The sequence below is a fragment of the Martinezella sp. CNPSo 3890 genome, from assembly GCF_057784455.1.
This window is the reverse complement of the sequence record NZ_JBXSOR010000001.1, coordinates 58,534-85,370: the sequence shown is the minus strand read 5'-3', so window position 1 is coordinate 85,370 and position 26,837 is coordinate 58,534. Positions and strand designations below refer to the sequence as shown.

The following is a 26,837-nucleotide window of genomic DNA, read 5'->3' as shown; positions in this document are numbered from 1 at the left end:
CGTCCCTATATTTTCGCGCTTGCGATTCGCCGCATGCCGCGCTCCGCCTGCTGCCGGAGGTACTCAGGAGAGTTGATGACCGCCGCCTATCTGGAAAAGCTGAACCCGGAGCAACGGCTGGCGGTGGAACATGGCACGACGGCAGGCGACGGTCATATTGCCGGGCCGCTGCTCGTCATCGCCGGGGCCGGCTCCGGCAAGACGAATACGCTTGCCCATCGCGTCGCGCATCTAATCGTTAGAGGTGCGGACCCGCGCCGCATCCTGCTGATGACCTTTTCGCGCCGCGCTGCCGCCGAGATGGGCCGTCGCGTCGAGCGGATCTGCCGCGAGGTGCTGGGCGCGAATGCCGGCATTAACGCCGACGCGCTGGCATGGAGCGGCACGTTCCACGGTATCGGCGCACGTCTGCTCAGGGACTATGCCGAGCAGATCGGCATCGATCCGGCCTTCACGATCCACGACCGGGAAGACAGCGCCGACCTGATGAATCTTGCACGCCATGATCTCGGCTTCTCGAAGACGGAGAACCGCTTCCCGACCAAGGCGACATGCCTTGCGATCTATTCGCGCTCCGTCAATGCGGAAGCGCCGCTCGACGGCGTGCTGCGGGATTACTTCCCGTGGTGCGCCATGTGGGAGCAGCAGCTGCGTGATCTCTTCGCCTCTTATGTCGAGGCGAAACAGGCGCAGAACGTGCTCGATTATGACGACTTGCTGCTCTATTGGGCGCATATGCTGCAAGAGCCGCTGATCGCCGAGGATATCGGCAGCCGCTTCGACCATGTGCTTGTCGACGAATATCAGGACACCAACCGGCTGCAGTCCTCCATTCTGCTGGCTCTCAAGCCCGATGGCCGCGGACTGACCGTCGTCGGTGACGATGCGCAGTCGATCTATTCCTTCCGCGCCGCGACCGTGCGCAACATTCTCGACTTCCCGAAAGCCTTCACGCCCTCGGCCGATATCGTGACGCTCGACCGCAACTACCGTTCGACGCAGCCGATCCTTGCTGCCGCCAATGCTGTAATCGATCTCGCCTCGGAGCGCTTCACCAAGAACCTGCGCACCGAACGGCAAAGCACGGAACGGCCGCGGCTGGTGACGGTGCGCGACGAGGCCGATCAGGCGCGCTACATCGCCGATCAGATACTGGAAAATCGTGAGGGCGGCGTAAGGCTGAAGCAACAGGCAGTGCTATTCCGTACCTCCAGCCATAGCGGCCCGCTGGAAGTGGAACTCACCCGGCGCAACATTCCCTTCGTCAAGTTCGGTGGGCTGAAGTTCCTCGATAGCGCTCATGTCAAGGATATGCTGGCGGCGCTTCGCTTCGCCCAGAACCCGCGCGATCGCGTCGCCGGCTTCCGCCTGATGCAGCTCTTGCCCGGCGTCGGCCCCTCCACGGCGCAGCGCGTGCTCGACCAGATCGGCGAAGAGGCAAGCCCGATTACCGCACTCACCGAACTGCCGCCACCGCCGCGCACGGGCGACGACTGGACCGCCTTTGTCGAGACGATGCGGGAGGTCAAAAGCGGCAAGGCCGGCTGGCCGGGGGAAATCGGCCTGGTTCGCCAATGGTACGAGCCGCATCTGGAACGCGCGCATGAGGATGCCGCGACCCGCCAGGCGGATCTCGTCCAGCTCGAACAGATCGCCGCGGGCTACGGCTCGCGCGAGCGCTTCCTCACGGAATTGACGCTTGATCCGCCTGACGCCACCAGCGATCAGGCCGGCGTGCCGCTGCTGGACGAGGACTACCTGATCCTGTCGACTATCCATTCCGCCAAGGGCCAGGAATGGACGAAGGTCTTCATCCTCAACGCCGTCGACGGCTGCATCCCCGCCGATCTCGCGGTCGGATCATCGGCCGAGATCGAGGAGGAACGGCGGCTGCTCTACGTCGCGATGACGCGGGCGAAGGACAATCTCGACCTCGTCATTCCGCAGCGCTTCTTCGTGCACGGCCAGCATGCGCAGGGCGACAAGCATGTCTTTGCCTCGCGCACCCGCTTCATTCCGGCAACCTTGCTACAGTTCTTCGAGGTTTGCGGCTGGCCGCAGGCGCGGGCTGAAAGTGCCGCCGCTATCCGAGCGCGAGAGGTGCGTGTCGATGTGGGGGCGCGGATGCGGGGCATGTGGCGGTGAATTGGGGTTATTGAGGCCGGGCGGGTCAGGCATGTTCTTCGATGCCGCCTCCGCAAGTTCCTTCTCCCCTCGGGGAGAAGGTGGCCCGAAGGGTCGGATGAGGGGGTGACGGATTTGAATACGCGGGCTTTCGTGCTCTTGGCGGCCCCCTCATCCGCCTGTCGGCACCTTCTCCCCGAGGGGAGAAGGGGTGCGTAGCAACGACCTCATTTCATATGCGATTCCCCTGCCGCGGGCGGGGGGAGGGTCGGGTGAGGGGCAGCCCTGCACCCGGCTAACTATCCAGCCATCCTCACTTGGCCTCGCGAAACATCTCGATGATTGCCGAAAAATCGCGGCCGCCATTGCCGAGCTTTTCGAAGAGCGCGTAGAGCTGCGCCGCCTCTGCGCCCAGCGGTGTTGACGCGCCGCTGGAGAGTGCCGCTTCCTGAGATAGCCGTAGATCCTTGAGCATCAACGCCGCCGCAAAGCCGGGCTTGTAATCATTGTTGGCCGGAGATGTCGGCACAGGACCGGGCACCGGGCAATAAGTATTGATCGACCAGCACTGACCAGAGGAAGTCGAGGCGACATCGAAGAGAGCCTGATGAGAGAGGCCGAGCTTTTCGCCAAGCACGAAGGCCTCGCAGACGCCGATCATCGAGATACCGAGGATCATGTTGTTGCAGATCTTCGCCGCCTGGCCGGCTCCGGCCTCGCCGCAATGAACGATCTTCTTGCCCATCACCTCGAGCAACGGCTTGGCGGCAGCAAAGCTCTCCGTCGAGCCGCCCGCCATGAAAGTCAGCGTTCCCGCTGCGGCGCCGCCTGTGCCGCCGGAAACGGGCGCATCGAGCGAGAGGCAACCAGCATCACCGGCCATCGCATGCGCCTTGCGGGCGCTATCGACATCGATGGTGGAGCTGTCGATCAACAGGGTCCCCCTGGGCACGGAGCGCAGCACGTCGGTCCAGACGGTGAGGACATGCTGGCCCTTCGGCAGCATGGTCACGACCACCTCTGCATCCGCCAGGGCTTCGGTGAGCACGCTGGCAGGCTTTACCCCCGATGCTTCGGCTGCCTTCAGCACATCATGCGAAAGATCGAATCCTGTGATGGCGTGGCCGGCCTTGACGAGATTGGCGGCCATCGGGCCTCCCATATTGCCGAGGCCGATGAAGGCGATCCGTGTCATGATGTTTTCCTCCCATGATCGGTTATCTGGTGAAAAGCGGTGGCTGCGCCGGTATGAAGAAGCGGTCGATGGCATCCGCCGTCACTTCGGAGAGGCTCGCCGGCAACCATTTCGGATTGCGGTCCTTGTCGATAACGGCGGCGCGCACGCCTTCGTAGAAATCGTGATTATATAATATGCCCTTGCAGGCGCCGAGTTCACGATTGAGGCATTCGGCAAGATCGGCGCTCGTTCGCCCTGCCCTGAGAAGCCGCAAGGTCAGCTTCAGGCTGGTCGGCGAGCGGCTGGCAATCACGCTTGCGGCTTCAGCGGCAAACTCTCCGGGCTCACCGGCCAAGGCCTTCAGAATCTCCTCCACCGTGTTTGCCGAAAACGCCCGGTCGATCACATCCCGATTTGCGGCAAGCCGGCTTTCGCCGGCGTCTACCGCCATCGTCCGGATCAGCGCATGCACGTCTGCTGCCGTGGCCGAGGTAGACAATGCCGCAATCGCATCGACCAGAGCGGGCAGTTGCGACGATACCACACAGTGATCGGCAAAGCCGGCATGGATGACATCGGCGGCGCCGATGGTCAGGCCTGTTAGGCCCATCCAGGTGCCGGCTTCCCCCGGTGCCTGCGGCAGCAGCCAGGTGGCGCCGACATCCGGGAAATAGCCGATGCCGGTTTCGGGCATGGCGAGGCGCGTACGCTCAGTGACGACCCGATGGCTGCCATGCGCCGAAAGTCCGACGCCGCCGCCCATGGTGATGCCATCCATCAGCACCACATAAGGTTTGGGATAGCGCGAGATGGCGTGGTTGAGCAGGAATTCCTCGCGCCAGAAGGTTTCCGCTTCATCGGAGCCGTCCTTGCCGCTCTGATGCAGCAGCCGGATATCGCCGCCGGCGCAGAAGCCGCGCTCCCCCTCGCCCAAAACGATGACGCTCGCAATCGCCGGATCGGCGGCGAAATCCGCCAGTGCCGGAGCGATGACCCGCACCATCGGCAATGTCAGGCTATTCAGCGCCTTCGGCCGGTTGAGCCTGATGATCCCGGCCGACCCGCGCCGTTCGATGATGACTTCGTCCGTGCTATCCATGCAAATCTCCTGTCCTGCTGCCATCGATCCTCAGGGATTCATCTATTGTCGGCAAGGATCATTTCGGCTGCCTTTTCGGCGATCATGATGGTTGGCGAATTGGTGTTACCAGACGTGATCGACGGCATGACAGACGCATCGGCGATGCGCAGCCTTGCCAATGCCCTGAGCCGCAGGCGCGGATCAACGACGCTTTGCGCGTCACCGCCCATGCGGCATGTACCGACCGGATGGAAAATCGTTGTGCCGATATCGCCGGCGGCGCTCTCTAGGTCCGCATCGGTCTCGTAGGTCGGCCCGGGTTTGAACTCCTCCGGTCTGAACCGGGCAAAGGAAGGCTGCGCCACAATCCGCCGCGTCAGGCGAATGGAGCGCACGGCGATCTCCCGGTCACGTGCCGCCGAAAGATAATTCGGGCTGATGGCCGGCTGCATGGCGAAATCGGGGCTGCGCACATGCACCGAGCCGCGGCTTTCGGGTCGCAGATTGCAGACGCTGGCGGTGATGGCAGGAAAGGGATGGACGGGATCGCCGAATTTGTCGAGCGAGACCGGCTGCACATGATATTGCAGATCCGGCGTTTCCTTGTCCGGCCCGGAGCGCGTAAAGATGCCGAGCTGGCTCGGCGCCATCGCCATAGGGCCTGAACGGCGCACCAGATATTCGAGGCCGATCGCAGCCTTGCCGATCAGCTTCGTCGCCTTCTCGTTCAACGTGGGCACGCCGGTCACCTTGTAGGCAAGGCGCAGCTGCAGATGATCCTGCAGGTTCTCGCCGACAGACCGGACTTCGCGGACGACGTCGATACCGGCTTTGCTCAGCACCTCGCCGTTGCCGATGCCTGACAGCTCAAGAATGTGCGGCGATCCGATGGAACCGGCCGATAGTACCGTCTCCTTGTTCGCATAGGCGCGCTTTGCCACGCCATCATGCTGGAACTCGACGCCGGTCACGGCATCGCCCTCGACGATCAGGCGGCGGACCTGCGCCTTGGTATAGACGGTGAGATTGCCGCGCTTCATGGCCGGCCGCAGGAAGGCTTTCGTCGTGTTCCAGCGGATGCCGGAGCGCTGGTTGACGTCGAAATAACCGGAGCCTTCGTTGTTGCCGCGATTGAAATCCGCCGTCTCGGGGATACCGGCCTCCTTGGCCGCGGCCTGGAAGGCGTCGAGCACGGCCCAGCGCACGCGGGCCTTCTCGACCCGCCATTCGCCGCCGGCGCCATGCATCTCATCCTTGCCGCGATAATGATCCTCGGACTTGATGAAATAGGGCAATACGTCGTCCCAACCCCAGCCGGCGCAGCCGAGTTGGCGCCAGAGATCGTAGTCGCGCGACTGGCCGCGCATGTAGATCATGCCGTTGATGGAGGAGCAGCCGCCGAGCACCTTGCCACGCGGATAGTTCAGCGATCGACCGTTGAGACCTGCTTCGGGTGACGTGGTGAAACACCAGTCGGTGCGGGGATTGTTGATGCAATAGAGATAGCCAACCGGGATATGGATCCAGTGGTAATTGTCATTGCCGCCGGCTTCCAGTAGCAGCACCCTGTTGTTGCGATCGGCCGAAAGCCGGTTGGCCAGCACGCATCCGGCACTGCCGGCGCCGATGATGATGTAGTCAAAGCTGTCCATTGGTATGCCCCCTCACCCTAACCCTCTCCCGGGGGGAGAGGGGACTATTTCGGCATTTGCCTCGGCCCCGTATCCGATCATCGTCAAAGACCGTTCCCCCCTCTCCCCTCGGGGAGAGGGCTGGGGTGAGGGGGTGCACAACAAGTACGCATAGGTTTGATCATTACCGCCGATACTCAAACCCCAGCTTCCGTCCCAGCCGTGAGGCATAGAATTCACCGACAACCCCGCGGCGAAAGAGCAAAACGCACACCATGAAAACGATGCCGGTGATGATGGTGACGGGGAATTCCGAAGTCGCGAGATAGTTTTCCAGCGTCGCCACGAACCCCGCGCCAAAAATCGGGCCGATCAACGTGCCGATGCCGCCAAGCAAGGTCATGAGAATGACTTCGCCGGACATCTGCCAGGCGACATCCGTCAGCGTCGCGAACTGGAAGACCAGCGCCTTGACCGCTCCGGCAAGCCCCGCAAGTGCCGCCGACATGACGAAGGCGCCGAGCTTATAATGCGCGACGGAATAACCAAGCGAAATCGCCCGCTGCTCGTTCTCGCGGATCGATTTCAGGATCATGCCGAAGGGCGAATTGATGAAACGCCAGATGATCAGCACCCCGATCAGGAAAACGGCAAGGACGAAATAATACATGTTGAAGGAGTTGCTGAGGTCGAGAACGCCGAAGAGATAGCCGCGCGGCACCGACTGAATGCCATCCTCGCCATGGGTGAACGCCGCCTGCAGGCAGAAGAAATAGAACATGTAGGAGAGCGCCAGCGTGATCATGGCGAAATAGATGCCCTGACGGCGGATGGCGACGAAGCCCATGACGAGGCCGAGCAGCGACGCGCCGGCGACGCCGATCAGGATGCCGAGTTCGGGCGGCAGGCCCCACTCCTTCACCGCATGGGCCGTGAAATAAGCGGCCCCGCCGAAGAAGGTGGCATGGCCGAAGGAGAGCAGGCCGGCATAGCCGAGCAGCAGATTGAAGGCGCAGGCAAACAGCGCGAAGCAGAGCACCTTCATGACGAAGATCGGGTAGATGAAGAACGGCGCCCAGATCAGGCCGACAAGGCCGAGGATCAGCAACAGCTTCTGCACGGAAAGCTTCGGACGCTCCTTGGAGCCAGAGCTGATCAATCCAGCCATATCACGCCTCCCGACCGAAGAGACCCGCAGGCCTCAGAAGCAGCACGATTGCCATGATGACAAAGATGACGATGTTGGAAGCTTCCGGATAGAAGACCTTGGTGAGGCCTTCGGCGATCCCGAGCATGTAACCTGTCACGATCGCGCCCATGATCGAGCCCATGCCGCCGACGACCACGACGGCGAAGACGATGATGATCATATTCGAGCCCATCAGCGGCGAGACCTGATAGATCGGTGCGGCCAGCACGCCGGCGAAGGCAGCAAGCGCCACCCCGAAGCCGTAGGTCAGCGTCAGAAGCACCGGCACGTTAACGCCGAAAACCTGAACGAGCGTGGAATTCTCGGTCGCGGCGCGCAGATAGGCGCCAAGCTTGGTCTTTTCGATCAGCAGCCAAGTGCCGATGCAGACGACCAGCGAGGCAATGACCACCCAGCCGCGATAGACGGGCAGGAACATGAAGCCGATATTTCTTGCGCCCGCCAGCTCCGTCGGTACGGCATAGGGTTGACCGGAGGAGCCGTAGAGATAGCGGAAGGTCCCTTCGATGGTCAGGGCCATGCCGAAGGTGAAGAGCAGGCCATAGAGCGGATCGATCCCGTAGAGCCGGCGCAGGCAGAGCCTTTCCACCAGCGCGCCGAACAGACCGACGATCAGCGGTGCCAAAACGAGGGCCGGCCAATAGCCGATGCCTGTATAGGCGAGCAGCAGATAGGCGGTGAAGGCACCGAGCATATAGAGCGCGCCGTGGGCGAAGTTGATCACCCTGAGCATGCCGAAGATGATCGCCAAGCCGAGGCTCAGCAACGCATAGAAGGAGCCATTGATCAGCCCGATCAGCAATTGACCGAGAAGCGCCTGGGCGTGGATGCCGAATATCGTCGTCATTCTCAGACTCCCAGAACCTTGTGGAGCATATCCATGCGCTCGGAGAGCTCGCCGACCGGGAATTCCGAGACCATCTGGCCGTGATCCATCACATAGAAGCGATCGGCGATGCGGCTGGCAAAGCGGAAATTCTGCTCGACGAGCAAGATGGTCATGCCACGGCCTTTCAGCTTCTGCAGGACTTCGCCGATGCGCTGGACGATGACGGGTGCAAGGCCCTCGGTCGGTTCGTCAAGCAGCAGCATACGGACGCCGGTGCGCAGGATGCGGGCCATGGCGAGCATCTGCTGCTCGCCGCCAGAAAGCCTTGTGCCGACGCTGTTGCGCCGCTCATGCAGATTTGGAAACAGCTCAAAGATCTCGTCGAGCGTCATGCCGCCTGCCGCCACGACCGGCGGCAGCATCAGGTTTTCATAGACGCTGAGCGTGGAAAATATGCCGCGCTCTTCTGGCACGAAGCCGATACCCTGATGTGCCGTCTTGTGCAGCGGCACCTGCATCATGTCCTTACCGGCAAAGGTGATCCTGCCCTTGCGAGCGCGGACGATGCCGACGATGGTGCGCAGGGTCGTCGTCTTGCCGACGCCGTTGCGGCCGAGGATGGTGATGGTTTCTCCCTCGCCCACATGCATATCGACGCCATGCAGGATGTGACTTTCACCATACCAGGCATTGAGGCCCTGAACGTCCAGAAGCGGCGCCATCGTCAAGCCTCCTCCGTGCCCATATAGGCTTCGCGCACACGCGGGTCTTTGCTGACCGTCGCATAATCGCCTTGGGCCAGGATCTCGCCGCGCTGCAGCACCGTGACATGATGGCAGATATCGGCAACGACCGAGAGATTGTGCTCGACCATAAGCACAGCCCTATCGCGCGCGACATCGCGGATGATAGCAGAGACGGTGTTTACGTCCTCCAGCCCCATGCCGGCCATCGGCTCGTCGAGCAGCAGCACCTTCGGATCGAGCGCGAGCGTCGTCGCGATCTCCAGTACGCGCTTGCGGCCATAGGAAAGATCGGCTGCTACAGCATCACGCTCCTTCGAGAGACCGACTGAGGCGATGAGCTGTTCGGCGCGGGCATTGAGGCTGTCGAGAGCGGATAGCGGCCGCCAGAACTGGTGGGCGAGATTGTTCGGCCGCTGCAAGGCGACACGGACGTTGTCCAGCACCGTCAGATGCGGGAAGACGGCGGAAATCTGGAAGGAGCGCACGAGACCCATGCGCGCGACCTTGTCAGGTCTTGTCTTGGTGATATCGGTGCCGAGCAGCGTGATCGTGCCATGCGTCGGCTGCAGGAATTTGGTCAGGAGATTAAAGACCGTCGTCTTGCCGGCGCCATTCGGGCCGATCAGCGCATGGACTTGGGCGTGATGTACGTCAAGATCGACATTCTTGACGGCGGTGAATCCGCCGAAATCGCGCCGCAGTCCCCGAGCGGACAAGACCACCCGGGGCTCTTCATGCGGATGTGTCGCGGACATCGCCATGAGCTGTTCCAAGCCCTATTGCTTGACGAGGTCGCAGCCGCTCTTGGCGGGATCGATATAGGCTTCCTTACCCGGGATCGTCGCCAGCACGTTGAAGTAATCCCACGGCTCCTTGCTCTCTTCGGGCTTCTTGACCTGCAGCAGATACATGTCGTGGATCATGCGGCCGTTGGCGCCGACCGAACCGCCGCGGCCGAAGAAATCATCAACCGGCATCTCATGCAGCTGCTTGGCAACGGCCTCGGTGTCATCCGTGCCGGCCTTCTGCACGGCCTTCAGATACTGCATCACGGCGGAATAGGTGCCGGCATGGATCATGTTCGGCATCTTGCCGGTGCGGGCAAAGAAGCGCTTGCCGAATTCGCGGCTCTTGTCGTCGAGGTTCCAGTAGTAGCCTTCGGTCAGCGTCAGGCCTTGCGCCGCCTGCAGCCCGAGGCCGTGCACTTCGGCGAGCGTGAAGAGCAGTGCCGCCAGATGCTGGCCGCCCTGGGTGATGCCGAATTCCGAGGCCTGCTTGATGGCATTCGAGGTGTCGAGGCCGGCATTGGCAAGGCCGATGACCTTGGCGCCAGAGGACTGCGCCTGCAGCAGGAAGGAAGAGAAATCATTGGTCGACAGCGGATGGCGGACGGAGCCGAGCACCTTACCACCGCTTGCCTTGACAAAATCGCTGGTCTGCTGCTCAAGCGAGTAGCCGAAAGCGTAGTCCGCGGTCAGGAAGAACCATGTGTCGCCGCCCTGCTTGACGAGCGCGCCGCCGGTACCGACGGCCAGGGCATGCGTGTCATAGGCCCAGTGGAAGCCATAGGGCGAGCATTGCTTGCCGGTGAGATCGGTGGTCGCGGCGCCGGTGACGATATCGATCTTCTTCTTTTCCTTGGCGACCGCCTGCACGGCGAGCGCGACCGACGAGGTCGTCAGCTCCATGATGGCGTCGACCTTGTCCTGGTCATACCATTGGCGGGCGATGTTGGAAGCGATATCGGGCTTGTTCTGGTGATCGGCATCGACGATCTCGATCGGCACGCCCAGCACTTTGCCGCCGAAATCCTCGGCGGCCATCTTGGCGGCCGCTACCGACGACTTGCCGCCGAAATCCGCATAGACTCCGGACTGATCGTTCAGAATGCCGATCTTGACGACACCATCGGACGGGCCGGCGGCGAAAGCCGCGGTGCCGGCTGCAAGCAGAAATGCAAGGGACGCAATAAGACTCTTTCGCATATCCTCTCCTCCCAGAGATTTGGCAAAAACGAATCTGTTCAAAATTGGCCAGCCGCTTTCCTCAAAGCGGCTTTTCCCGATAGGCAAGATCACGGAATTCGCGCGTTGACGCAAGTCGCGATTGCAACTAATTCCAAACAAGGTCTGTTCATTTTTGAACAGAGGGGGAGGCATGAAGCGCACGCCGCATTTTACCTGGGACGATCTGCAGTTCTTCCTCGCCGTTGCGCGAACGGGGCAACTTTCGACTGCGGCGCGACAGCTGCGTACCAGCCATGCCACGGTCTCGCGCCGTATCGACCGGCTGGAATTCGCCTTGAAGGTCAAGCTATTCGAGCGCAATCCGCGCGGCTACATGCTGACCGGAATGGGGCAGCGCTTCGTCGATACGGCCGAAAGAATGGAGCAGGAAACCGAGCGTCTGCGGACCGACCTTTCGACGGGATCGGCAGCCCAAGGCGGCGTGGTGCGCATCAGCGCGCCGGAGGGGTTTTCCAATTTCTTCTTCACCGGCGTTCTGCCGGAATTCACTGCGAAACATTCGAACATTTCGCTGGAGCTGATCACCATCCAGCAGATCATGTCGCTCTCGCGCAAGGAAGCCGACATCGTCGTGGTGCTCGACCCGCCGAAGGCGGGACCCTACTTCACCGAAAAACTGACAGACTATCATCTGCAGGTCTACGGATCGCGCGATTACCTTGCCCGCCATCCGCCAATCGAAAGCCGCGACGACCTGCCTGACTTCACCTTCATCGGCTATATCGAGGACATGATCTTCGCGCCGGGCCTGGACTATCTCGATGACGTCCATCCGCGCATCAGGCCGCAATTCCAGAGCTCGAGCATCTTTGCGCAGCTGACGGCAACAAAGAACGGCCAGGGGCTGTGCGTGCTGCCGTTCTTCATCGCCGGCAAACATCCGGATCTGCAGGTCGTGCTACCACATGAGGTGGATCTCAGGCGCCACTACTGGATCACCTGCCACCGCGATCTGCGCCAATCGCCACGCGTGCGCACCGTCATCGATTTTTTGGCGGAAGCCGTACGCAGGAACGCACCGGCGTTTCTAGGCCCCTGGAGAAAAACCGAGAACTGAGATCGCTTCAGGCTATAGCGTGCTCGGGGCAGCATAGATCTTGCCGAGCCCGGCGGCATCGAAGCTCGCCCGCTCGACGAGGCGAAGCTCCCAATCCAGCGACGAACGCACGATCGTTTCCAAGCTGTCGTGTTTTGGAACCCAGCCCAGCTCGCGACGAGCAAGCGTCGCGTCCGCGACAATGCTCGCCATATCGCCGGCCCGGCGCGGAGCGATATGGATGCGGAAGGAACGGCCATGGATGCGCATGACCATGTTGAGCACGTCAAGCACGGAGTAACCGTGGCCATAGCCACAATTGGCAACCAGCGAGCGGCCGCCATCGCGCAGATGGCGCAAGGCCATGAGATGCGCCTCAACAAGATCGCTCACGTGGATGTAGTCGCGCACGCCGGTGCCGTCATGTGTCGCGTAATCCGTGCCGTAGATATCCACCTGGCGGCGGCGGCCGAGGGCCGCTTCGCAGGCGACCTTGATGAGGTGGGTGGCGCCGTCGGTCGACTGACCCGCCCGCCCTTCGGGATCCGCGCCGGCGACATTGAAGTAACGCAGCGCCACATAGCGAAAATCATAGGCCGCGGCGGCATCGCGCAGCATCAGCTCGGACATCAGCTTGGATTGGCCATAGGGGGACTCAGGCCGCAACGGCACATTTTCGCTAACCGGTCGATCCGCGGGCTGCTGACCATAAACAGCAGCGGTGGACGAAAAGACGAAATGGCGGATGCCGGCCCTGACGGCGGCGCTCATCAGGGCGCGGGTCTTGCCGGTGTTGTTTTCGTAATAGGCAAGAGGATCCTCGATCGACATCGGCACGACGGCAGAGCCAGCGAAATGGATGATGGCTTCTATATCGTTCTCGGCGAAAATCGTTTTGAGCAGCGCCTCGTCAGCGACATCGTCGAGATAGAAGCGGGCCGCGGGGGGCACTGCCCAGCGAAAGCCTGTGGAAAGGCAATCGAGAACAACAACGTCCTCGCCCGCGTCAAGCAATCTCCAGACCATGTGGCTGCCGATATAGCCGGCTCCGCCCGTCACCAAGACAGTCATTCTTCTCGTCCCCGCCAAGTCTTATCGGCGATATATGAGGCCGCTTCCCCTGCGAAATTGATTAAAAGCCGGAGGTGGGGCGGGAAAGATTGCGGGAATGGTTAGAGGAGGCTTTCGTGGTTTGATTGGATTTTATGGATTGGGTGTGCGACGGCAGGCCTCGCATATATCGGAGAGTGCATACCCCCCTCTGTCACTTCGTGACATCTCCCCCACAAGGGGGGAGATCGTTGGGAGGTTGCTGCCCCTTCACCAAAACAATGAAGTTTCGGCTTCAGCAGATATGATGTTCTTGGGTGTGAGAAGCTGCCGCGAGTTTCCAATCTCCCCCCTTGTGGGGGAGATGTCGCGAAAGCGACAGAGGGGGGTATCGGGACCAGCCAAATTAAACGCTGTCAGCCGCAGCACACAGATCGTACCTACAAACTCAAAATATACCGGCTCAACCGTTCCGCGGCATCCGCCACCTGCACCGGATCGCGCAGGAAGCAGGCGCGCATGAACAGCTCTCCGCCCAAACCGAAGGCCGTTCCGGGTGCTAGGCCGACGCCGGTCTTATCGACGATGTCAATGGCGGCCTTGCGGCTGTCGGTGACGCCGTCGATCCTGAGGAAGGAATAGAGCGCGCCATCCGGCTTCAGCGTCTGCACGCGATTGGTGGCGATCAGCGCGTCGCAGAGGATGTCGCGCGAGCGAGTGGCCTTTTCGATATTGGAGCGAACGAAATCATCGCCCTCGTTCAGCGCTGCAACCGCGCCTCTCTGCATGAACTGCGCGACGCCCGAGGTCGAATATTGCACGAGGTTTTCGATCACCTGCCCGAGCTCGGCGGGTGCGACGATCCAGCCGACACGCCAGCCGGTCATTGACCAGTTCTTCGAGAAGGAATTGACGAAGAGGATCTTGTCGTCGGCTTCCTTGACATCCAGGAAGCTCGGCGCGCGTCCGCCGGCATAGTAATAGAGCGCATAGATTTCGTCGGCCATGATCCAGAGATCATGCTTGCGCGCCAAGGCGAGGATATCGCGAAGATCCTGATGGGTCGCCGTCCAGCCTGTGGGGTTGGATGGGGTATTGATGAAGAGGCCCTTGGTCTTCGGCGTAATCGCCCCTTCCAGCCGGTTGAGATCGAGCGACCATTTGCCGTGCTCAAACTGTAAGGGTACGGCGACGGAACGGGCGCCTGCGATCTCGAGCGCCGCAGCAATGTTCGGCCAGGCGGGCGACAGATAGACCATCTCGTCGCCGGGAGCGGTGATCGCCTGCACGGACAGCTGGATCGCCTGCATGCCGGAGCCGACGACATAGAAATTCTCCATCGGCAGCGAGGTGCCGAAATGCCGGCCATAATAATCGGCGAGCGCCTGACGCAGCTCGGGAATACCGCGCTGCCAGGTGTAAAAGGTTTCGCCGGCGTTGAGCGAGGCCATGGCGGCGCGGTTGATGAAATCCGGCGTCGGCAGATCGCCCTCACCGACCCAGAGTGGCAGCAGGCCCTCACGGCCGCGGGCATAGTTAACAACTTCCACGATCCCGCTTTCGGGTGCTGCGAGCGCGCGTGGGCTGAGGCTATCTAGTATCGACATGCAAAGTCTCCGGTTTCTGCCTTCATAAAGCAGAGCGGCGGACAAATCCCATGACTTTGCCTTAGTGACCGATCGATTTTGGTGATGAATAAAGCCCCGATCCTTCCGGAAACCGGGGCTTTGAAAGAGGTTGAAGCAAGCCCGTCAGCGCTTGGCGAGAAGATCGCGGATTTCGGTGAGCAACTGAACGTCGGCCGGCGGCGGAGCTGCCTCGGCAACCTTCTCTTCCTTGCGCTCGAGCTGGGCACGTAGCGTGTTCACGCCCTTGACCATCAGGAAGATGATCCAGGCGAGGATGAGGAAGTTGATGAGGACGGTGATGAAGTTGCCGTAAGCGAAGACCGCCCCCTGGGCACGGGCGGCTGCCAGCGTCGGCGCATTGACCGCCGAGGAAAGGCCGATGAAGTAGTTCGAAAAATCGAAGCCGCCGAAAATCGCGCCGACGATCGGCATGATGATATCGTCAACCAGCGATTTCACGATGCCGCCGAAAGCGCCGCCGATGATCACGCCGACTGCGAGATCCATGACATTGCCGCGGGCGATAAATGCCTTGAATTCATTTAGCATTGAGCAGTCCCCTTCGCGTTGCCGTTGAATTCACTGATGATAATTAGCACCATCTTTTTCCTTATTTTTCAACAGCAAATTGATCAGGAGCCATGTCCAGGCATGCATATCCCATGATAATTTCACCACATTAGCAACTTTAGGGCGCATATATTCGGCAGCTTGTTCGTCAGTTGCGAGCAACCAAGCCGAGGCCGCTGGCTGTACATCAGGGATCTCGGGTGAGTCGTTCGGCATAGTCGGCCGCGCTTCAAGCGCTGACCGCACTCTCCCGCATCACTTTCGCGACGAGCTTGCGAACGTAGTCAGGACCGGGCGCCTGATCGAAGAGAATGCGATAGATGATCGGCGAGATGACGTGATCCATCAGTTCCACCAAAGTCGGAAAGGGCTCGCCAGCCGCCTCCGCCCGCGCAATAAATACGCTTAGTTGGCAGCGTGTATAGGTGCAGCATTTTTCCGCATTTGCGCTATCGGGTACCGCGAGAACATCGCGCAGCAGTTGCCGTCCGACTCCCGAGGCCATTTCATCGGCATATTGCTCGACCCAGGCATCCAGGTCCTCCCGGGCGCTGCCAATCCTGGCGGGCTCGCCTTCAGGCTGCAGGCGTGAGGCGGCAACATCCGCCAGAAGCTTTTGAAGGTCGCCCCAGCGGCGGTAGATCGTCGACGGCGTGACATTGGCGCGCTGTGCGATCAGCGGGATCGTCACCTCGGCGCGATCCATCGTCGCCAGCATGTCGCGGACGGATTGATGCACGGCCGCTTGCACTCTGGCGCTGCGCCCGCCGGGGCGGGGATTTTCTCTGTAGCCCATAAGCCCTTGCCAATTTTTCCCGTTTTGCGGATCGTGAATGATCCGTGGACATTCACTAACGCAAATTATTTGTTTTTATACATCAGGCGCCCTATATGCGTCTAACGCAATCTTTTAGCTTTAGGTAGGATATAGTCGATGACCGAACTCGATTCCACCGGCAGCGCTCCGATTTCACCAGCCAGACGCCTGGCGCCTTTCTATTATGCAGCAACCAGCGCGCTGTTTTTGGCTGCCTCGTCCGTACCGACGCCTCTCTATCGCCTTTATCAGCAGGCCTTTGCCTTTTCGCCGGTGCTGCTTACGGTGATCTTCGCCGTCTATGCCTTCTCCCTTCTCGCCGCGCTCCTCATCGTCGGCTCGATCTCCGACCATCTCGGCCGTCGGCCCGTAATCTTCGCATCGATCCTGCTCAATATGGTGGCGATAGTATTGTTTTTAATGGCCAGGGGGTCGGATTGGCTAATTGCCGCCCGCATCGTGCAGGGCTTCGCGACGGGCACTGCCGTCAGTTCCGTCGGTGCCGCTCTCGTCGATCTCGATCCGATCAGAGGATCGATCACCAACAGCCTTGCCCCGCTTGTAGGCATGGCGATCGGCGCGATCGGTACGAGCCTGCTGATCCAATTCGCGCCGGCCCCGACCGTGCTTGTCTATATCGTCACGCTTGCCCTGCTGGCGCTGCAAGCCGCGCTGCTATGGCTGATGCCGGAGACTACGAGCCGAAGGACCGGCGTGCTCGCATCGCTGAAGCCGGAAGTCGCCGTTCCCCAGCAGGCCCGGCGGACGCTGCTAGCGCTGACGCCGATCAATATCGCCGTCTGGGCGCTCGCCGGCTTCTATCTGTCGCTGGTGCCCTCGCTGGTCAGCGCCACGACCGGCAGCACGGCGCCGCTGGTCGGCGGTTCTGTAGTCGGGGCATTGACGATCAGCGGTGCGGCCGCGGTGTTCCTGTTGCGTAAGCGATCCGCCGCCGCGATCATGAAGTTCGGCATACCAACCATGTGCCTCGGCATACTGACCATCATCGCCGGCATGCATGCGGCTGAAGTGTCGATCCTCGCCCTGGGAACTGTGATTGCCGGCTCGGGCTTCGGGGCGGTTTTCCTCGGCACGGTCAGAAGCATCATGCCACTGGCAAAGCCCGACGAACGCGCCGGGCTGCTCTCCGCCTTCTACATCCAGAGCTACCTCGCCTTCAGCCTGCCCGCCATCCTCGCAGGTTTCCTGTCGAAGGCGCTCGGATTTGCCGATGCCGCCGATATCTACGCGGCGGCGATCCTTCTGCTCGTGGGTTGGGGCGTGCTGGCGTTGAGGGCGGGGCAAGAGAAGCCATTGAGCAATGCGTAAGTAAAATCTTACGTATTCGCCATTGATCCAGGCTGAACCAATCAACAAAAAAGGGCCGCTCCTGACAGGGGCGGCCCATGATTTGTCGCGAGCAATAGCGCTCCGGTTCAGGCCGCCTTCTTGGCGCCATAGGGATCGAAGCGGCCGTAGAAGGTCTCGCCTTTTGCGGCCATGTCCTTGAGCAGCGCCGTCGGCTGGAAATGCGGGCCGTAGGGGGCCGCCAGCTTTTCGCAGAGCTCCACGAAAGCCTTCACACCCATGCCATCGATGTAGGACAGCGCACCGCCGGTATAGGGAGCGAAGCCGAAGCCGAGGATGGAGCCGACATCGGCTTCGCGCGGATCGGTGACGATGCCTTCCTCGATGGTGCGGGCAGCTTCCAGCGCGATCGTGACGAGGAAGCGCTGTTTCAGCACGTTGACATCGATCTCATCGGCCTTCTTCTGCGGATAGAGATCCTTGAGGCCTGGCCAGAGCGACTTCTTCGCCGGCTTCGGCGGGTAATCGTAGAAGCCCTTGGAGTTCTTCCGGCCTAAACGATCCTCGCCTTCGACGAGACCGCTGATCAGCTGCATATGACACGGGTCGACCGCCTTTTCGCCGAGATCGGCAACCGTCGCCTTCAGGATCTTGTAGGACAGATCGATAGCGACTTCATCGTTCAGCGCCAGAGGCCCGACAGGCATGCCAGCCATCTTGGCGGCATTCTCGATCATGGCTGCGGGCACGCCTTCGATCAGCATGTCATAGGCTTCGTGGATATAGCGGAAGACGCAGCGATTGACGAAGAAGCCACGGGTATCATTGACGACGATCGGCGTCTTCTTGATGGCGGCGACATAGTCGAGCGCAACCGCCAGCGCATGGTCGCCGGTTTCCTTGCCGAGGATGACTTCGGTCAGCATCATCTTCTCGACCGGCGAGAAGAAGTGGACGCCGATGAAATCGACCGGGCGCTTGGAATTCTTCGCAAGGCCCGTGATCGGCAGCGTCGAGGTGTTGGAGGCAAAGACGGCGCCGGCCGGCAGCACGGCTTCGACCGCCTCGATGACGGCCTTCTTGACGTCGCGATCCTCGAACACGGCTTCGATGACAAGATCCGCATCCTTGAGATCCGAATAATCGGCCGACGGCGTGATGCGCGAGAGCAGAGCTGCACCTTCGTCATGTGTAAGCCTTCCTTTACCGATCGAATCCTTGACCAGCCCCTCGCCGACGCCCTTGCCCTTGATTGCGGCTTCGATATCGCGGTCGATCAGCGTGACGGGAATGCCCGCTGCTGCGGTGACATAGGCGATAGATGCACCCATGAAGCCGGCACCGACGACGCCGACCTTCTTCAGCTCCGTCTTCGGCTGGTCGGCCGGGCGGCGGGCGCCCTTGCCGAGTTCCTGCATGGAGATGAACAGCGAGCGGATCATCGAATAGGCTTCGGTGGTCTGCAGCACATGCGTGAAATAGCGCTGCTCGATCTTCAGGCCGGTATCGAAAGGAACCTGCAGGCCTTCATAGACGCATTTGAGGATGGCGAGCGCTGCCGGATAATTGCCCGATGTCTCGCGACGCAGGATGGCCGGGGCTGCCGGCCAGAGCTGGGCCGCGGCCGGCGTCCAGATGCCGCCGCCCGGTGCCTTGAAGCCCTTTTCGTCCCAGGGGGCGATGGGCTTCAAGCCGTCCTTGATCATCTGCTTGGCGGCCGGGATCAGCTGATCCGGCTCGACCACCTGATGCACGAGGTTCATCGCCTTGGCGCGCGCCGCCGTCAGCGACTGGCCCGTCGTCATCATCTGCAGCGCGGATTGTGCATCCGTCAGGCGCGAGATGCGCTGCGTGCCGCCGGCGCCGGGGAAGATGCCGACCTTGACCTCGGGCAGCGCAATCTTGACGCTCTTGGCGCTCGACGCAACACGGCCGTGGCAGGCGAGCGACAGCTCGAAAGCGCCGCCCATGCAGGTGCCGTTGATGGCCGAAACCCAGGGCTTGCCGCAGGTTTCGAGCTTGCGGAACAGGCCCGTCATGCGCCCGACGAGATCGAAGAGCTTCTGTGTGGCAGCGGCCGGGTCCTTCGCCTTTTCCTCCTGATAGAAGGAAAACATCGACTTGATCATCGAGAGATCGGCGCCGCCGGAGAAGGAGGATTTGCCTGAGGTGAAGACCACGCCCTTGATGGCAGCATCGGCGACCGTGGCGTCGATGATGGCATTCAGTTCTTCGAGGATCTCGGCGGTGAAGACATTCATGGACTTGCCGGGCATGTCCCACGTAACGAGGGCTATGCCGTCTGCGTCGGTTTCGACGGTGAAATTCGTGTAAGCCATTGGTTTCCCCTCCTCAGACGCGTTCGATGATCGTGGCCGTGCCCATACCGGCTCCGATGCAGAGTGTCACGAGCGCCGTCTTGAGATCGCGACGTTCCAGCTCATCGAGCACGGTGCCGAGGATCATCGCGCCGGTGGCGCCGAGCGGATGGCCCATGGCGATGGCGCCGCCATTGACGTTGATCTTGTCATGCTCGATATCGAAGGCTTGCATGTAGCGCAGCACGACGGCGGCAAAGGCTTCATTCAGTTCGAAAAGATCGATGTCGGCAAGCGTCAAGCCGCTGCGCTTCAGGAGTTTTTCGGTGACGTCGACCGGGCCTGTCAGCATGAGCGCCGGGTCGGAGCCGATATTGGCGAAGGCCTTAATACGGCCACGCGGCTTCAGCCCCATGCTTTCACCGCCCGCCTTGGAGCCGAGCAGAACGGCGGCAGCACCATCGACGATCCCGGAGGAGTTGCCGGCGTGATGGACGTAGTTGATGCGCTCGACTTCCGGATGCGCCTGGATGCCGACGGCTTCGAAGCCTCCCATCTCGCCGGGCATCTGGAAGGACGGATTGAGCGAGGCGAGCGCCTGCATATCGGTGCCGGGACGCATGTGCTCATCGCGGTCGAGAATGGTCAGGCCGTTGATGTCCTTCACCGGGATGACGGAATTCTTGAAGTAGCCCTTCTCCCAGGCATTGGCGGCGCGCTTCTGACTTTCGACGGCATAGGCATCGACGTCATCGCGCGAGAAACCGTATTTGGTGGCGATGAGATCAGCCGAGACGCCCTGCGGCATGAAATAGGCCGGGAAGTTGACGGAGGGGTCCATGAACCAGGCACCACCCGACATGCCCAAGCCGACGCGCGACATGCTTTCGACGCCGCCGGCGATGACGATGTCATCAGCCCCTTGCGCGATCTTGGCCGCGCCGAAATTCACGGCATCAAGGCCGGAGGCGCAGAAGCGGGAAATCTGCATGCCGGGCGCCTTGGTGGAATAGCCGGCTTCGAAGGCAGCACCCCTCGGGATGACGGCGCCAGCTTCCATGACGGGATCGACGCAGCCCATAATGATGTCGTCAACCGTTTCGGTATCGAGGCCGTTGCGGTCGCGGATCGCCTCCAGCGTTTTGGCAGCGAGGCGAACGGAGGGCACTTCGTGCAGCGCCCCATCCTTCTTGCCCCGCCCGCGCGGCGTGCGCACGTGGTCGTAAATGAAAACCTCGGTCATGTCTCATCTCCCTGCAGCAGCTGACGCCGCCTTGCTCAAAAGGCTTCCGCCGCCAGTTCCATCATCGTGTCGGCGCCGGTTTCGATGCGGGCCTTGCGCAGCGCCGTTTCCGGCATGATGCGCTCCATATAGAACCGTGCCGTGACAAGCTTGTTTTTCAGATAATCCTCGCGCGCGCTGTCGCCAGCCGCAAGGCCTGCCTGCGCCGCCTTGGCCATCTTCGCCCACATATAGCCGAGAACGACGAGGCCGAAGAGGTGCATGTAATCGGTCGAGCCGGCACCGGCATTGTCGGGCTTGGCCATGGCATTCTGCATGAACCACATGGTCGCGGCCTGTACATCGTTCAAGCCCTTCTTCAGATGCTTGGTGAAGAAGGCCATCTGCTCGTCGCTGCGGTTTTCCTCGCAGAAATCGCCGATTTCCTTGAAGAGCGCCATGACGGCGCGGCCGCCGTTCAGCGCCAGCTTGCGGCCCACGAGATCGAGCGCCTGAATGCCGTTGGCACCCTCGTAAATCATGGTAATGCGGGCATCGCGGACATACTGGCTCATGCCATGCTCTTCGATGTAGCCATGACCGCCGAAGACCTGTTGCGCCATGACGGCATGCTCGAAGCCCTTGTCGGTCAGGACGCCCTTCAGGATCGGCGTCGCCAGACCCAGGATATCGTCGGCTGCCTGCCGTTCCTTCTCGTCCGGGGAGCGATGGGCGATATCGGATTTCAGCGCGGTCCAGAGCAGGAAGGCGCGGCCGGCCTCGTTGAAGGCGCGGATGGTCATCAGCGAGCGACGGATATCCGGATGCACGATGATGGGATCAGCCTTTTTGTCCGGCGCTTTCGGGCCAGAAAGCGAACGACCCTGGATGCGCTCACGGGCATAATTGGCAGCATTCTGATAGGCGATTTCGGCGATGGAGAGACCCTGCAGCCCGACACCGAGGCGAGCCTCGTTCATCATGACGAACATGGCGTTGAGGCCCTTGTTCTCCGCACCGATCAGGAAGCCCGTAGCCTCGTCGTAATTCATGACGCAAGTGGCGTTGCCGTGGATGCCCATCTTGTGTTCGATCGCACCGCAGGAGACAGGGTTGCGATCGCCGAGCAAACCATCATCCTTGACGAGGAACTTCGGTACGATGAACAGCGAGATGCCCTTGGTGCCCTCAGGCGCACCTTCGATGCGGGCAAGGACGAGATGGACGATATTATCCGTCATGTCGTGCTCACCGGCCGAAATGAAGATCTTCTGGCCTGATATCTTGTAGCTGCCGTCGGCTTGCGGAACCGCCTTGGTGCGCAGCAAGCCGAGATCGGTGCCGCAATGCGGCTCGGTGAGGTTCATGGTACCGGACCAGCTGCCCTCCACCATCTTCGGCAGATAAGTCTGCTTCTGTGCATCGGTGCCATGCACGAGGATGGCGGCAATCGCGCCCTGCGTCAGGCCCGGATACATCATCAGCGACATGTTGGCGGCGGAGGTATATTCGCCGACGGCGCAGTGCAGCACATAGGGAAGCCCCTGCCCGCCGAATTCTTCCGGCACGGCAAGACCCAGCCAGCCGCCTTCGCGATAGGCGCGATAGGCTTCCTTGAAGCCCTTCGGCGTGGAGACGGTGCCGTCGTCATGGCGCACGCAGCCTTCCTGATCGCCGGAATAATTGAGCGGGAAAAGCACCTCTTCCGACATCTTGGCCGCTTCGCCGACGATCGCTTCGATCATGTCAGGCGTGGCATCAGCATAACCCGGAAGATTGTTGTAGCGCTCCAGCCCAAGCACATCGTTCAGGACGAAGAGCGTATCGTTCACCGGGGCCTTGTAGACTGGCATTTCTCGAATTCCTCCAATTCGCCGCCGGACCTTGAGATTCCGGCCACTGTCATACTCTTACAAAATATTGACGTTTGCGTAAACGTCAAATTCGTGTCTCGCGGTGAAATTTTGGTGAAGCCGATGAGGGAGAGCATTCCGCATGTCGCCGATACCTCCCCTCTGCCCAAGCAAACTGGTGCTGCCTCAGCGCAAGAATATCAGGCGGCGGTACAGCAGAACCAAAATAAAAGGTTAAGACATCAGGCAAACTTAACGAGTTGTTTACCACGTTTCGTAAATTGTACGAGTTGAGCAGCAGTGCTTCGCGTTTCTTCAACTTATGCTTGGAAATCGCGCTGTCTTTGCCGCTCTGTTTGAGGAAAGCCAATAGATTTATCCCTTTCCGAACGGCGGGATGCAGACAGCAAGGCGATGCAGCAACGTCTTCTTTCGTCAGCATGACGGCCTGGTGGTCCACAGTTCGAGGCGAGCAAAAGATATGAGCGGATCGCGATCAAATCCTACCGGTACGGGCGACTGGACGTCGCTGGATGCTCTGAGCCGCACGATCGAGGGGCTGGAGGCACGCATCGAAGGGCTGATGGGAACCGCCGCCGCGCGCGATACGCGCCAGCGCGTCACCGCCGGCTATGCGCCTGCTCCCGAACGAGCCGCACCCGAGCGGATGCCGCCCCGCCCCGAACGCGAACAATATGTCAGCCGCGCTTACGAGCGCCCGCTGCGCAACGAACGCCATGAGAGCGACCTTCGCTCCGATCCGCTTGCCGAAATCCGTCAGCGTCAACGCACCCTGGAAGCAAACCGCGAACGTCTGCAGCCACGGCGTGAGGAAATCGCGCATGCAGAACTGCAGCCGGCACGACGTCCGATCGACAGCTATCCCCAGCGCCAGCCGATGCGGGCCGCTGCCGCCGACGCACCGGTCGATATCGCCCAGGCGCTCGTCAACCTTCGCCAGGATCTGAAGCGCGACATCGCCGATAGCGTGAGCCGCGAAGTCACCGCCTTGCGTGCCGAAATCCGCGATATCCGCGAAAAAGCCGAGGACAAGCATTTCGTCGCCGATGTCCGCCAGGACATGGCCAGGCTTGCCGACAGCATCAACCAGCTCGCCGGTCAGCCGGAGACTGCCGGACTGAAAGCGGAATTCGACGAGCTGCGTTCGCTGATGGACGGTCTCGCCCGCGAAGAGTCGCTTCACCATGTCGAGCGCCAGGTGAAGGCGATCGACACGTCGGGCCTGCAGGACGAGCTCGTCTCGCTGGCCTATCGCCTCGATGACATCAAGCAGCATCTCGGCGGCATGAATGACAGCCCGGCCGTGCATGCACTGGAAACCAAGCTGCTGACGATCGCGACCGCGATGGAAAGCCTCGGCTCGATGATGCAGCCGCAGGACCAGGCCATGCAGCGGCTGGAAGGCCGCCTCAGCGGCCTTGCCGACCAGATCGACATGATGAGCCGCGATGCGGGCCGGCGTCAGCCTGCCGACGACCTTTCCGGCCGCCTTGAAGCGCTTGCCATGCGCATCGACGAACTCGGCAGCGCCAAGGCCGTCGCCCGCCTCGAAGAGCGCCTGGACCAGCTTTCGCATCTGATGGAGCGTTCGCAGAAGGCCACGCCGCAGCCGGAGCTCGTCACCTATCTCGCCGACATCTCCCATAAGATCGATGCGCTGGAACATGGGTCTGTCGGCAACGCACTGGCCGATCGGCTGGATTATCTCGCTCGCCGCATCGACGAGATTGATTTCCATCCGTCCGCGCCGGCCGCAAGCCTCGACGACAGCATGGCACGCCGGCTCGAAGGCCGCCTCTCCGACATCGCAGCCCGGCTGGAAGCAAGCACTGCCGCTCCGCCGACGGATACGCAGGCGCTGCGCAGTCTCGAAGAGCAGATCGCCCATCTCTCGACATTGCTGACGGCCGAGCCTCGCGCCGGCGGCGATCATCTGCCTCCGGATTTCGATCGCCGCATGAGCGCGATCGAGGACTATATGGCGACCAACGACGAATATATCATCGAAGCGGCCCGCCATGCGGCGGAAACCGTCGTCGAAGCCTATTCGCGCGAAGGCGGAATGGGTCATGGTGCACAGGCGGCCGATATGGCGGCATTGACGGCACTTGCCGAAGACCTTCGTCATCTTGAGGACCTCAGCCGCGCCAGCGACGAGCGCACGCACCGCACCTTCGAGGCTCTGCACGATACGCTGCTGCAGATCGCCGACCGTCTCGATCATATGGAACAGCGCAAGCCGGCGCCTGCTATGCCGGCCGCGACATTCGAAAGCGACGTCTTTGCCGAAGAGGATGCTCCGGCGCTGAGGCCGCCAATGGCCGCGCAGCAGAAGGCGGGTCCGATCATCCGCACGATGGCGCCTGCCGAAGCCTCGGTTTCAGCCGAAGTCGCGGTCGCGCAGGCGATCGACGCCAACACAAAGGCTGAAATCAAGGCGGCAGCCAAGAAGAGCGGCAAGACCAGCCTGTTTGCCAGCCTCGGCAAGCGCTTCTTCATGCCGGAAAAGGCCGAACCGATCTTTCTGCCGGACCGCCCGGTCATCGAGCAGGCGCCGTCGATCGATCCCGCCGACGTGATGCCCGGCGAAGAGGCCAACGAACTGCTGGAGCCGGGCTCCGGCGCGCCTGACATCAAGAAGATCCTCGAGCGCGTGCGCGCCAGCCAGAACACGTCGCGCAGCGGAAACGCCCGCCAGCCGAGCGAGAACGAACGGGCCGATTATATCGCGGCCGCCCGCCGCGCCGCGCAGGCCGCGGCCATGGAAGTCGACCAGACGCAGCGCTCTGCTCCTGCTTCCAAGAAGGACGCCAAGAAGGGCAGTGCGTTCTCGCGCTTCCGCCGGCCTATCCTGCTTGCACTGGGCGCAGTCATGCTCGCCATCATGGCCTATCCGCTGGCGAACACACTGACACGCGGCCAGAAGGCGCCGGCACCGGCCCAGGTATCGACAATGGTCGTGCCTGCCGATAGTGCCGCGACCAATACCGTCGCTGCCAATGCGAACCCGGCCGCCAGCAATCAGCAGCCTGCTGCAAACCTGGCCGTCCCACCCTCGGCTTCCACGACGGAGACGGCGGAAGTCCAGCCTGCACCCACGGCCACCGATCCCGCCGCACCCGCGAATGACCACCTGACGGCAGCCACTCCGCTCGACGGCAACCAGACGGCAAGCGAAGAGTTGGCCCCTGCCGGCAGCGCACCCGCGCAGCAGGCCACCGCCTTCGTTCAGACTGAGAACACAGCCGCCGCAGCTCCCGCAGCTACGCCGGCAGCACCGGAAATCACGGTGCCCGACGGCATCCAGCCGCCATCGCTCGTCGCTGCCGCTAAATCGGCCGATCCGGTGGCGCTCTTCGAAATCGGTGCACGCTATACGGATGGCCGCGGCGTTGCTGCCGATATGAAGCAGGCTGCAACCTGGTATCAGCTTTCAGCCGACAAGGGTTATGCCCCGGCCCAATATCGCCTCGCCAGCATGTATGAGAAGGGCAACGGCGTCGATCGCGACCTCGTCAAAGCCAAGCAGTATTACGAACAGGCCGCCAATCAGGGCAATGCCAGCGCCATGCACAATCTCGCGGTTCTCTACGCCTCGGGCACAGTAGGACCGCAGGATTATGATAGCGCGGCGAACTGGTTCGTCCGCGCCGCCGATCTCGGCGTCTCCGACAGCCAGTTCAACCTCGCAATCCTCTATGCGCGCGGCAACGGCGTGAAACAGGACCTGCAGGAATCCTACAAATGGTTCGCGATCGCCGCAAAGAGCGGCGACAAGGACGCTGCCCAGAAGCGTGACGAAGTGGCCAACGCCATGAAACCGGCCGATCTCGAAAGTGCGCGTGCCAAGGTCGATCTCTGGAAAGTGCAGCCGGCCGATCCGAAGGCCAACGGCACCGACATCCCCGACGAATGGACCACCGGCAAGGGCGTGAACACGGCCTCGATCGACATGAAGAAGGCGATCCGCAACATTCAGGCCATCCTCAACAAGAATGGCTTCGACGCCGGTGCACCGGATGGCGCCATGGGGGACAAGACGGTAGCCGCCCTGAAGAGCTTCCAAAAGTCCGTCGGCCTGCCGGCGGATGGCCGGGTCACCGATCAAGTGGTCAAGGAGCTGCTCGCCCGCAACAAGTAGCTTCGGGCTTTCGTGCGAAAGCGATCAACCAAAATGCCGGCGTCAGCA

21 protein-coding genes are annotated in these 26,837 nt (G+C 61.5%); 4 read left to right on the top strand and 17 right to left on the bottom strand.

Translation table 11 applies throughout. The annotated features are described in order from the left end of the window. Positions 1-75: 75 nt before the first annotated feature. Complete coding sequence (locus AC13RC_RS00420; protein WP_145322431.1) at positions 76-2,145, top strand: ATP-dependent helicase; 2,070 nt, start codon at positions 76-78, stop codon at positions 2,143-2,145. 292 nt (positions 2,146-2,437) lie between these two features. Here AC13RC_RS00420 and mmsB read toward each other — a convergent pair whose 3' ends face one another. The 8 genes from mmsB to AC13RC_RS00380 all read right to left on the bottom strand — a co-directional run bounded on the left by mmsB (position 2,438) and on the right by AC13RC_RS00380 (position 10,783). Continuing rightward, on the bottom strand, positions 2,438-3,319 hold the full coding sequence (gene mmsB / locus AC13RC_RS00415; protein WP_488556190.1) for a 3-hydroxyisobutyrate dehydrogenase: 882 nt from the start codon (positions 3,317-3,319) through the stop codon (positions 2,438-2,440). Positions 3,320-3,341: 22 nt separating this feature from the next. Further along, positions 3,342-4,400, bottom strand: a complete 1,059-nt coding sequence (locus AC13RC_RS00410) for an enoyl-CoA hydratase/isomerase family protein (RefSeq protein WP_488556189.1) — start codon at positions 4,398-4,400, stop codon at positions 3,342-3,344. Positions 4,401-4,438: 38 nt separating this feature from the next. Beyond that, complete coding sequence (locus tag AC13RC_RS00405; protein ID WP_183810511.1) at positions 4,439-6,034, bottom strand: GMC family oxidoreductase; 1,596 nt, start codon at positions 6,032-6,034, stop codon at positions 4,439-4,441. A gap of 163 nt (positions 6,035-6,197) precedes the next feature. Next, positions 6,198-7,181 (bottom strand): branched-chain amino acid ABC transporter permease, encoded by a 984-nt coding sequence (locus AC13RC_RS00400; protein WP_488556188.1) that lies wholly within the window; start codon positions 7,179-7,181, stop codon positions 6,198-6,200. A gap of 1 nt (position 7,182) precedes the next feature. Continuing rightward, positions 7,183-8,070 carry a branched-chain amino acid ABC transporter permease gene (locus tag AC13RC_RS00395; RefSeq protein WP_488556187.1) on the bottom strand — a complete coding sequence of 296 codons (888 nt, stop codon included), beginning with the start codon at positions 8,068-8,070 and terminating at the stop codon, positions 7,183-7,185. Positions 8,071-8,072: 2 nt separating this feature from the next. Further along, positions 8,073-8,774, bottom strand: coding sequence for an ABC transporter ATP-binding protein (locus tag AC13RC_RS00390; RefSeq protein ID WP_488556186.1), 702 nt, complete (start codon positions 8,772-8,774; stop codon positions 8,073-8,075). A 2-nt stretch (positions 8,775-8,776) separates the two neighbouring features. Continuing rightward, entirely contained in the window at positions 8,777-9,559 is a 783-nt protein-coding gene (locus tag AC13RC_RS00385) for an ABC transporter ATP-binding protein (protein WP_113351225.1), read from the bottom strand. A gap of 15 nt (positions 9,560-9,574) precedes the next feature. After that, positions 9,575-10,783: an ABC transporter substrate-binding protein gene (locus AC13RC_RS00380; RefSeq protein ID WP_488556185.1), complete on the bottom strand. Its 1,209-nt coding sequence runs from the start codon at positions 10,781-10,783 to the stop codon at positions 9,575-9,577. 172 nt (positions 10,784-10,955) lie between these two features. On the opposite strand from AC13RC_RS00380, the gene AC13RC_RS00375 reads away from it, so the two are divergent. Then, positions 10,956-11,882, top strand: coding sequence for a LysR family transcriptional regulator (locus tag AC13RC_RS00375; protein ID WP_488556184.1), 927 nt, complete (start codon positions 10,956-10,958; stop codon positions 11,880-11,882). 12 nt (positions 11,883-11,894) lie between these two features. Here AC13RC_RS00375 and galE read toward each other — a convergent pair whose 3' ends face one another. The 5 genes from galE to AC13RC_RS00350 form a co-directional block, all read right to left on the bottom strand. After that, positions 11,895-12,932, bottom strand: coding sequence for a UDP-glucose 4-epimerase GalE (gene galE / locus AC13RC_RS00370; RefSeq protein ID WP_488556183.1), 1,038 nt, complete (start codon positions 12,930-12,932; stop codon positions 11,895-11,897). Positions 12,933-13,351: 419 nt separating this feature from the next. Continuing rightward, complete coding sequence (locus AC13RC_RS00365; protein ID WP_113351229.1) at positions 13,352-14,518, bottom strand: pyridoxal phosphate-dependent aminotransferase; 1,167 nt, start codon at positions 14,516-14,518, stop codon at positions 13,352-13,354. A gap of 144 nt (positions 14,519-14,662) precedes the next feature. Beyond that, positions 14,663-15,088, bottom strand: coding sequence for a large conductance mechanosensitive channel protein MscL (gene mscL / locus AC13RC_RS00360; RefSeq protein WP_069611273.1), 426 nt, complete (start codon positions 15,086-15,088; stop codon positions 14,663-14,665). A gap of 30 nt (positions 15,089-15,118) precedes the next feature. Beyond that, positions 15,119-15,325, bottom strand: a complete 207-nt coding sequence (locus AC13RC_RS00355; RefSeq protein ID WP_488556182.1) for a hypothetical protein — start codon at positions 15,323-15,325, stop codon at positions 15,119-15,121. Positions 15,326-15,338: 13 nt separating this feature from the next. Beyond that, the gene (locus AC13RC_RS00350) at positions 15,339-15,905 is read right to left on the bottom strand and encodes a TetR/AcrR family transcriptional regulator (protein ID WP_488556181.1); all 567 of its coding nucleotides are present in this window, start codon (positions 15,903-15,905) and stop codon (positions 15,339-15,341) included. Positions 15,906-16,043: 138 nt separating this feature from the next. Between AC13RC_RS00350 and AC13RC_RS00345 the strand changes: the two genes are divergently transcribed. Continuing rightward, the gene (locus tag AC13RC_RS00345) at positions 16,044-17,255 is read left to right on the top strand and encodes an MFS transporter (RefSeq protein ID WP_183810504.1); all 1,212 of its coding nucleotides are present in this window, start codon (positions 16,044-16,046) and stop codon (positions 17,253-17,255) included. Positions 17,256-17,362: 107 nt separating this feature from the next. Here the strand turns inward: AC13RC_RS00345 and AC13RC_RS00340 are convergent, their stop codons facing one another. The 4 genes from AC13RC_RS00340 to AC13RC_RS00325 all read right to left on the bottom strand — a co-directional run bounded on the left by AC13RC_RS00340 (position 17,363) and on the right by AC13RC_RS00325 (position 23,069). Continuing rightward, entirely contained in the window at positions 17,363-19,573 is a 2,211-nt protein-coding gene (locus tag AC13RC_RS00340; RefSeq protein WP_488556180.1) for a 3-hydroxyacyl-CoA dehydrogenase NAD-binding domain-containing protein, read from the bottom strand. A gap of 13 nt (positions 19,574-19,586) precedes the next feature. Further along, positions 19,587-20,795 (bottom strand): acetyl-CoA C-acetyltransferase, encoded by a 1,209-nt coding sequence (locus AC13RC_RS00335; protein ID WP_488556179.1) that lies wholly within the window; start codon positions 20,793-20,795, stop codon positions 19,587-19,589. Between the two features lie 35 nt (positions 20,796-20,830). Further along, on the bottom strand, positions 20,831-22,627 hold the full coding sequence (locus AC13RC_RS00330; protein ID WP_488556178.1) for an acyl-CoA dehydrogenase C-terminal domain-containing protein: 1,797 nt from the start codon (positions 22,625-22,627) through the stop codon (positions 20,831-20,833). Between the two features lie 85 nt (positions 22,628-22,712). Then, entirely contained in the window at positions 22,713-23,069 is a 357-nt protein-coding gene (locus AC13RC_RS00325; protein WP_145633389.1) for a hypothetical protein, read from the bottom strand. 39 nt (positions 23,070-23,108) lie between these two features. Between AC13RC_RS00325 and AC13RC_RS00320 the strand changes: the two genes are divergently transcribed. Then, the gene (locus AC13RC_RS00320) at positions 23,109-26,789 is read left to right on the top strand and encodes a peptidoglycan-binding protein (protein WP_488556177.1); all 3,681 of its coding nucleotides are present in this window, start codon (positions 23,109-23,111) and stop codon (positions 26,787-26,789) included. Positions 26,790-26,837: the final 48 nt, after the last annotated feature.

What these genes read in the sequence shown, in the direction of transcription:
- AC13RC_RS00345 (WP_183810504.1), top strand. Translation starts at nt 16,044, where the DNA reads ATGACCGAACTCGATTCCACCGGCAGCGCTCCGATTTCACCAGCCAGA.
- AC13RC_RS00375 (WP_488556184.1), top strand. Translation starts at nt 10,956, where the DNA reads ATGAAGCGCACGCCGCATTTTACCTGGGACGATCTGCAGTTCTTCCTC.
- AC13RC_RS00405 (WP_183810511.1), bottom strand. Translation starts at nt 6,034, where the DNA reads ATGGACAGCTTTGACTACATCATCATCGGCGCCGGCAGTGCCGGATGC.
- AC13RC_RS00330 (WP_488556178.1), bottom strand. Translation starts at nt 22,627, where the DNA reads ATGCCAGTCTACAAGGCCCCGGTGAACGATACGCTCTTCGTCCTGAAC.
- AC13RC_RS00420 (WP_145322431.1), top strand. Translation starts at nt 76, where the DNA reads ATGACCGCCGCCTATCTGGAAAAGCTGAACCCGGAGCAACGGCTGGCG.
- AC13RC_RS00400 (WP_488556188.1), bottom strand. Translation starts at nt 7,181, where the DNA reads ATGGCTGGATTGATCAGCTCTGGCTCCAAGGAGCGTCCGAAGCTTTCC.
- mscL (WP_069611273.1), bottom strand. Translation starts at nt 15,088, where the DNA reads ATGCTAAATGAATTCAAGGCATTTATCGCCCGCGGCAATGTCATGGAT.
- AC13RC_RS00350 (WP_488556181.1), bottom strand. Translation starts at nt 15,905, where the DNA reads ATGGGCTACAGAGAAAATCCCCGCCCCGGCGGGCGCAGCGCCAGAGTG.
- AC13RC_RS00365 (WP_113351229.1), bottom strand. Translation starts at nt 14,518, where the DNA reads ATGTCGATACTAGATAGCCTCAGCCCACGCGCGCTCGCAGCACCCGAA.
- galE (WP_488556183.1), bottom strand. Translation starts at nt 12,932, where the DNA reads ATGACTGTCTTGGTGACGGGCGGAGCCGGCTATATCGGCAGCCACATG.
- AC13RC_RS00390 (WP_488556186.1), bottom strand. Translation starts at nt 8,774, where the DNA reads ATGGCGCCGCTTCTGGACGTTCAGGGCCTCAATGCCTGGTATGGTGAA.
- AC13RC_RS00395 (WP_488556187.1), bottom strand. Translation starts at nt 8,070, where the DNA reads ATGACGACGATATTCGGCATCCACGCCCAGGCGCTTCTCGGTCAATTG.
- AC13RC_RS00335 (WP_488556179.1), bottom strand. Translation starts at nt 20,795, where the DNA reads ATGACCGAGGTTTTCATTTACGACCACGTGCGCACGCCGCGCGGGCGG.
- AC13RC_RS00380 (WP_488556185.1), bottom strand. Translation starts at nt 10,783, where the DNA reads ATGCGAAAGAGTCTTATTGCGTCCCTTGCATTTCTGCTTGCAGCCGGC.
- AC13RC_RS00340 (WP_488556180.1), bottom strand. Translation starts at nt 19,573, where the DNA reads ATGGCTTACACGAATTTCACCGTCGAAACCGACGCAGACGGCATAGCC.
- AC13RC_RS00355 (WP_488556182.1), bottom strand. Translation starts at nt 15,325, where the DNA reads ATGCCGAACGACTCACCCGAGATCCCTGATGTACAGCCAGCGGCCTCG.
- AC13RC_RS00325 (WP_145633389.1), bottom strand. Translation starts at nt 23,069, where the DNA reads ATGCTGACGAAAGAAGACGTTGCTGCATCGCCTTGCTGTCTGCATCCC.
- mmsB (WP_488556190.1), bottom strand. Translation starts at nt 3,319, where the DNA reads ATGACACGGATCGCCTTCATCGGCCTCGGCAATATGGGAGGCCCGATG.
- AC13RC_RS00385 (WP_113351225.1), bottom strand. Translation starts at nt 9,559, where the DNA reads ATGGCGATGTCCGCGACACATCCGCATGAAGAGCCCCGGGTGGTCTTG.
- AC13RC_RS00410 (WP_488556189.1), bottom strand. Translation starts at nt 4,400, where the DNA reads ATGGATAGCACGGACGAAGTCATCATCGAACGGCGCGGGTCGGCCGGG.
- AC13RC_RS00320 (WP_488556177.1), top strand. Translation starts at nt 23,109, where the DNA reads ATGAGCGGATCGCGATCAAATCCTACCGGTACGGGCGACTGGACGTCG.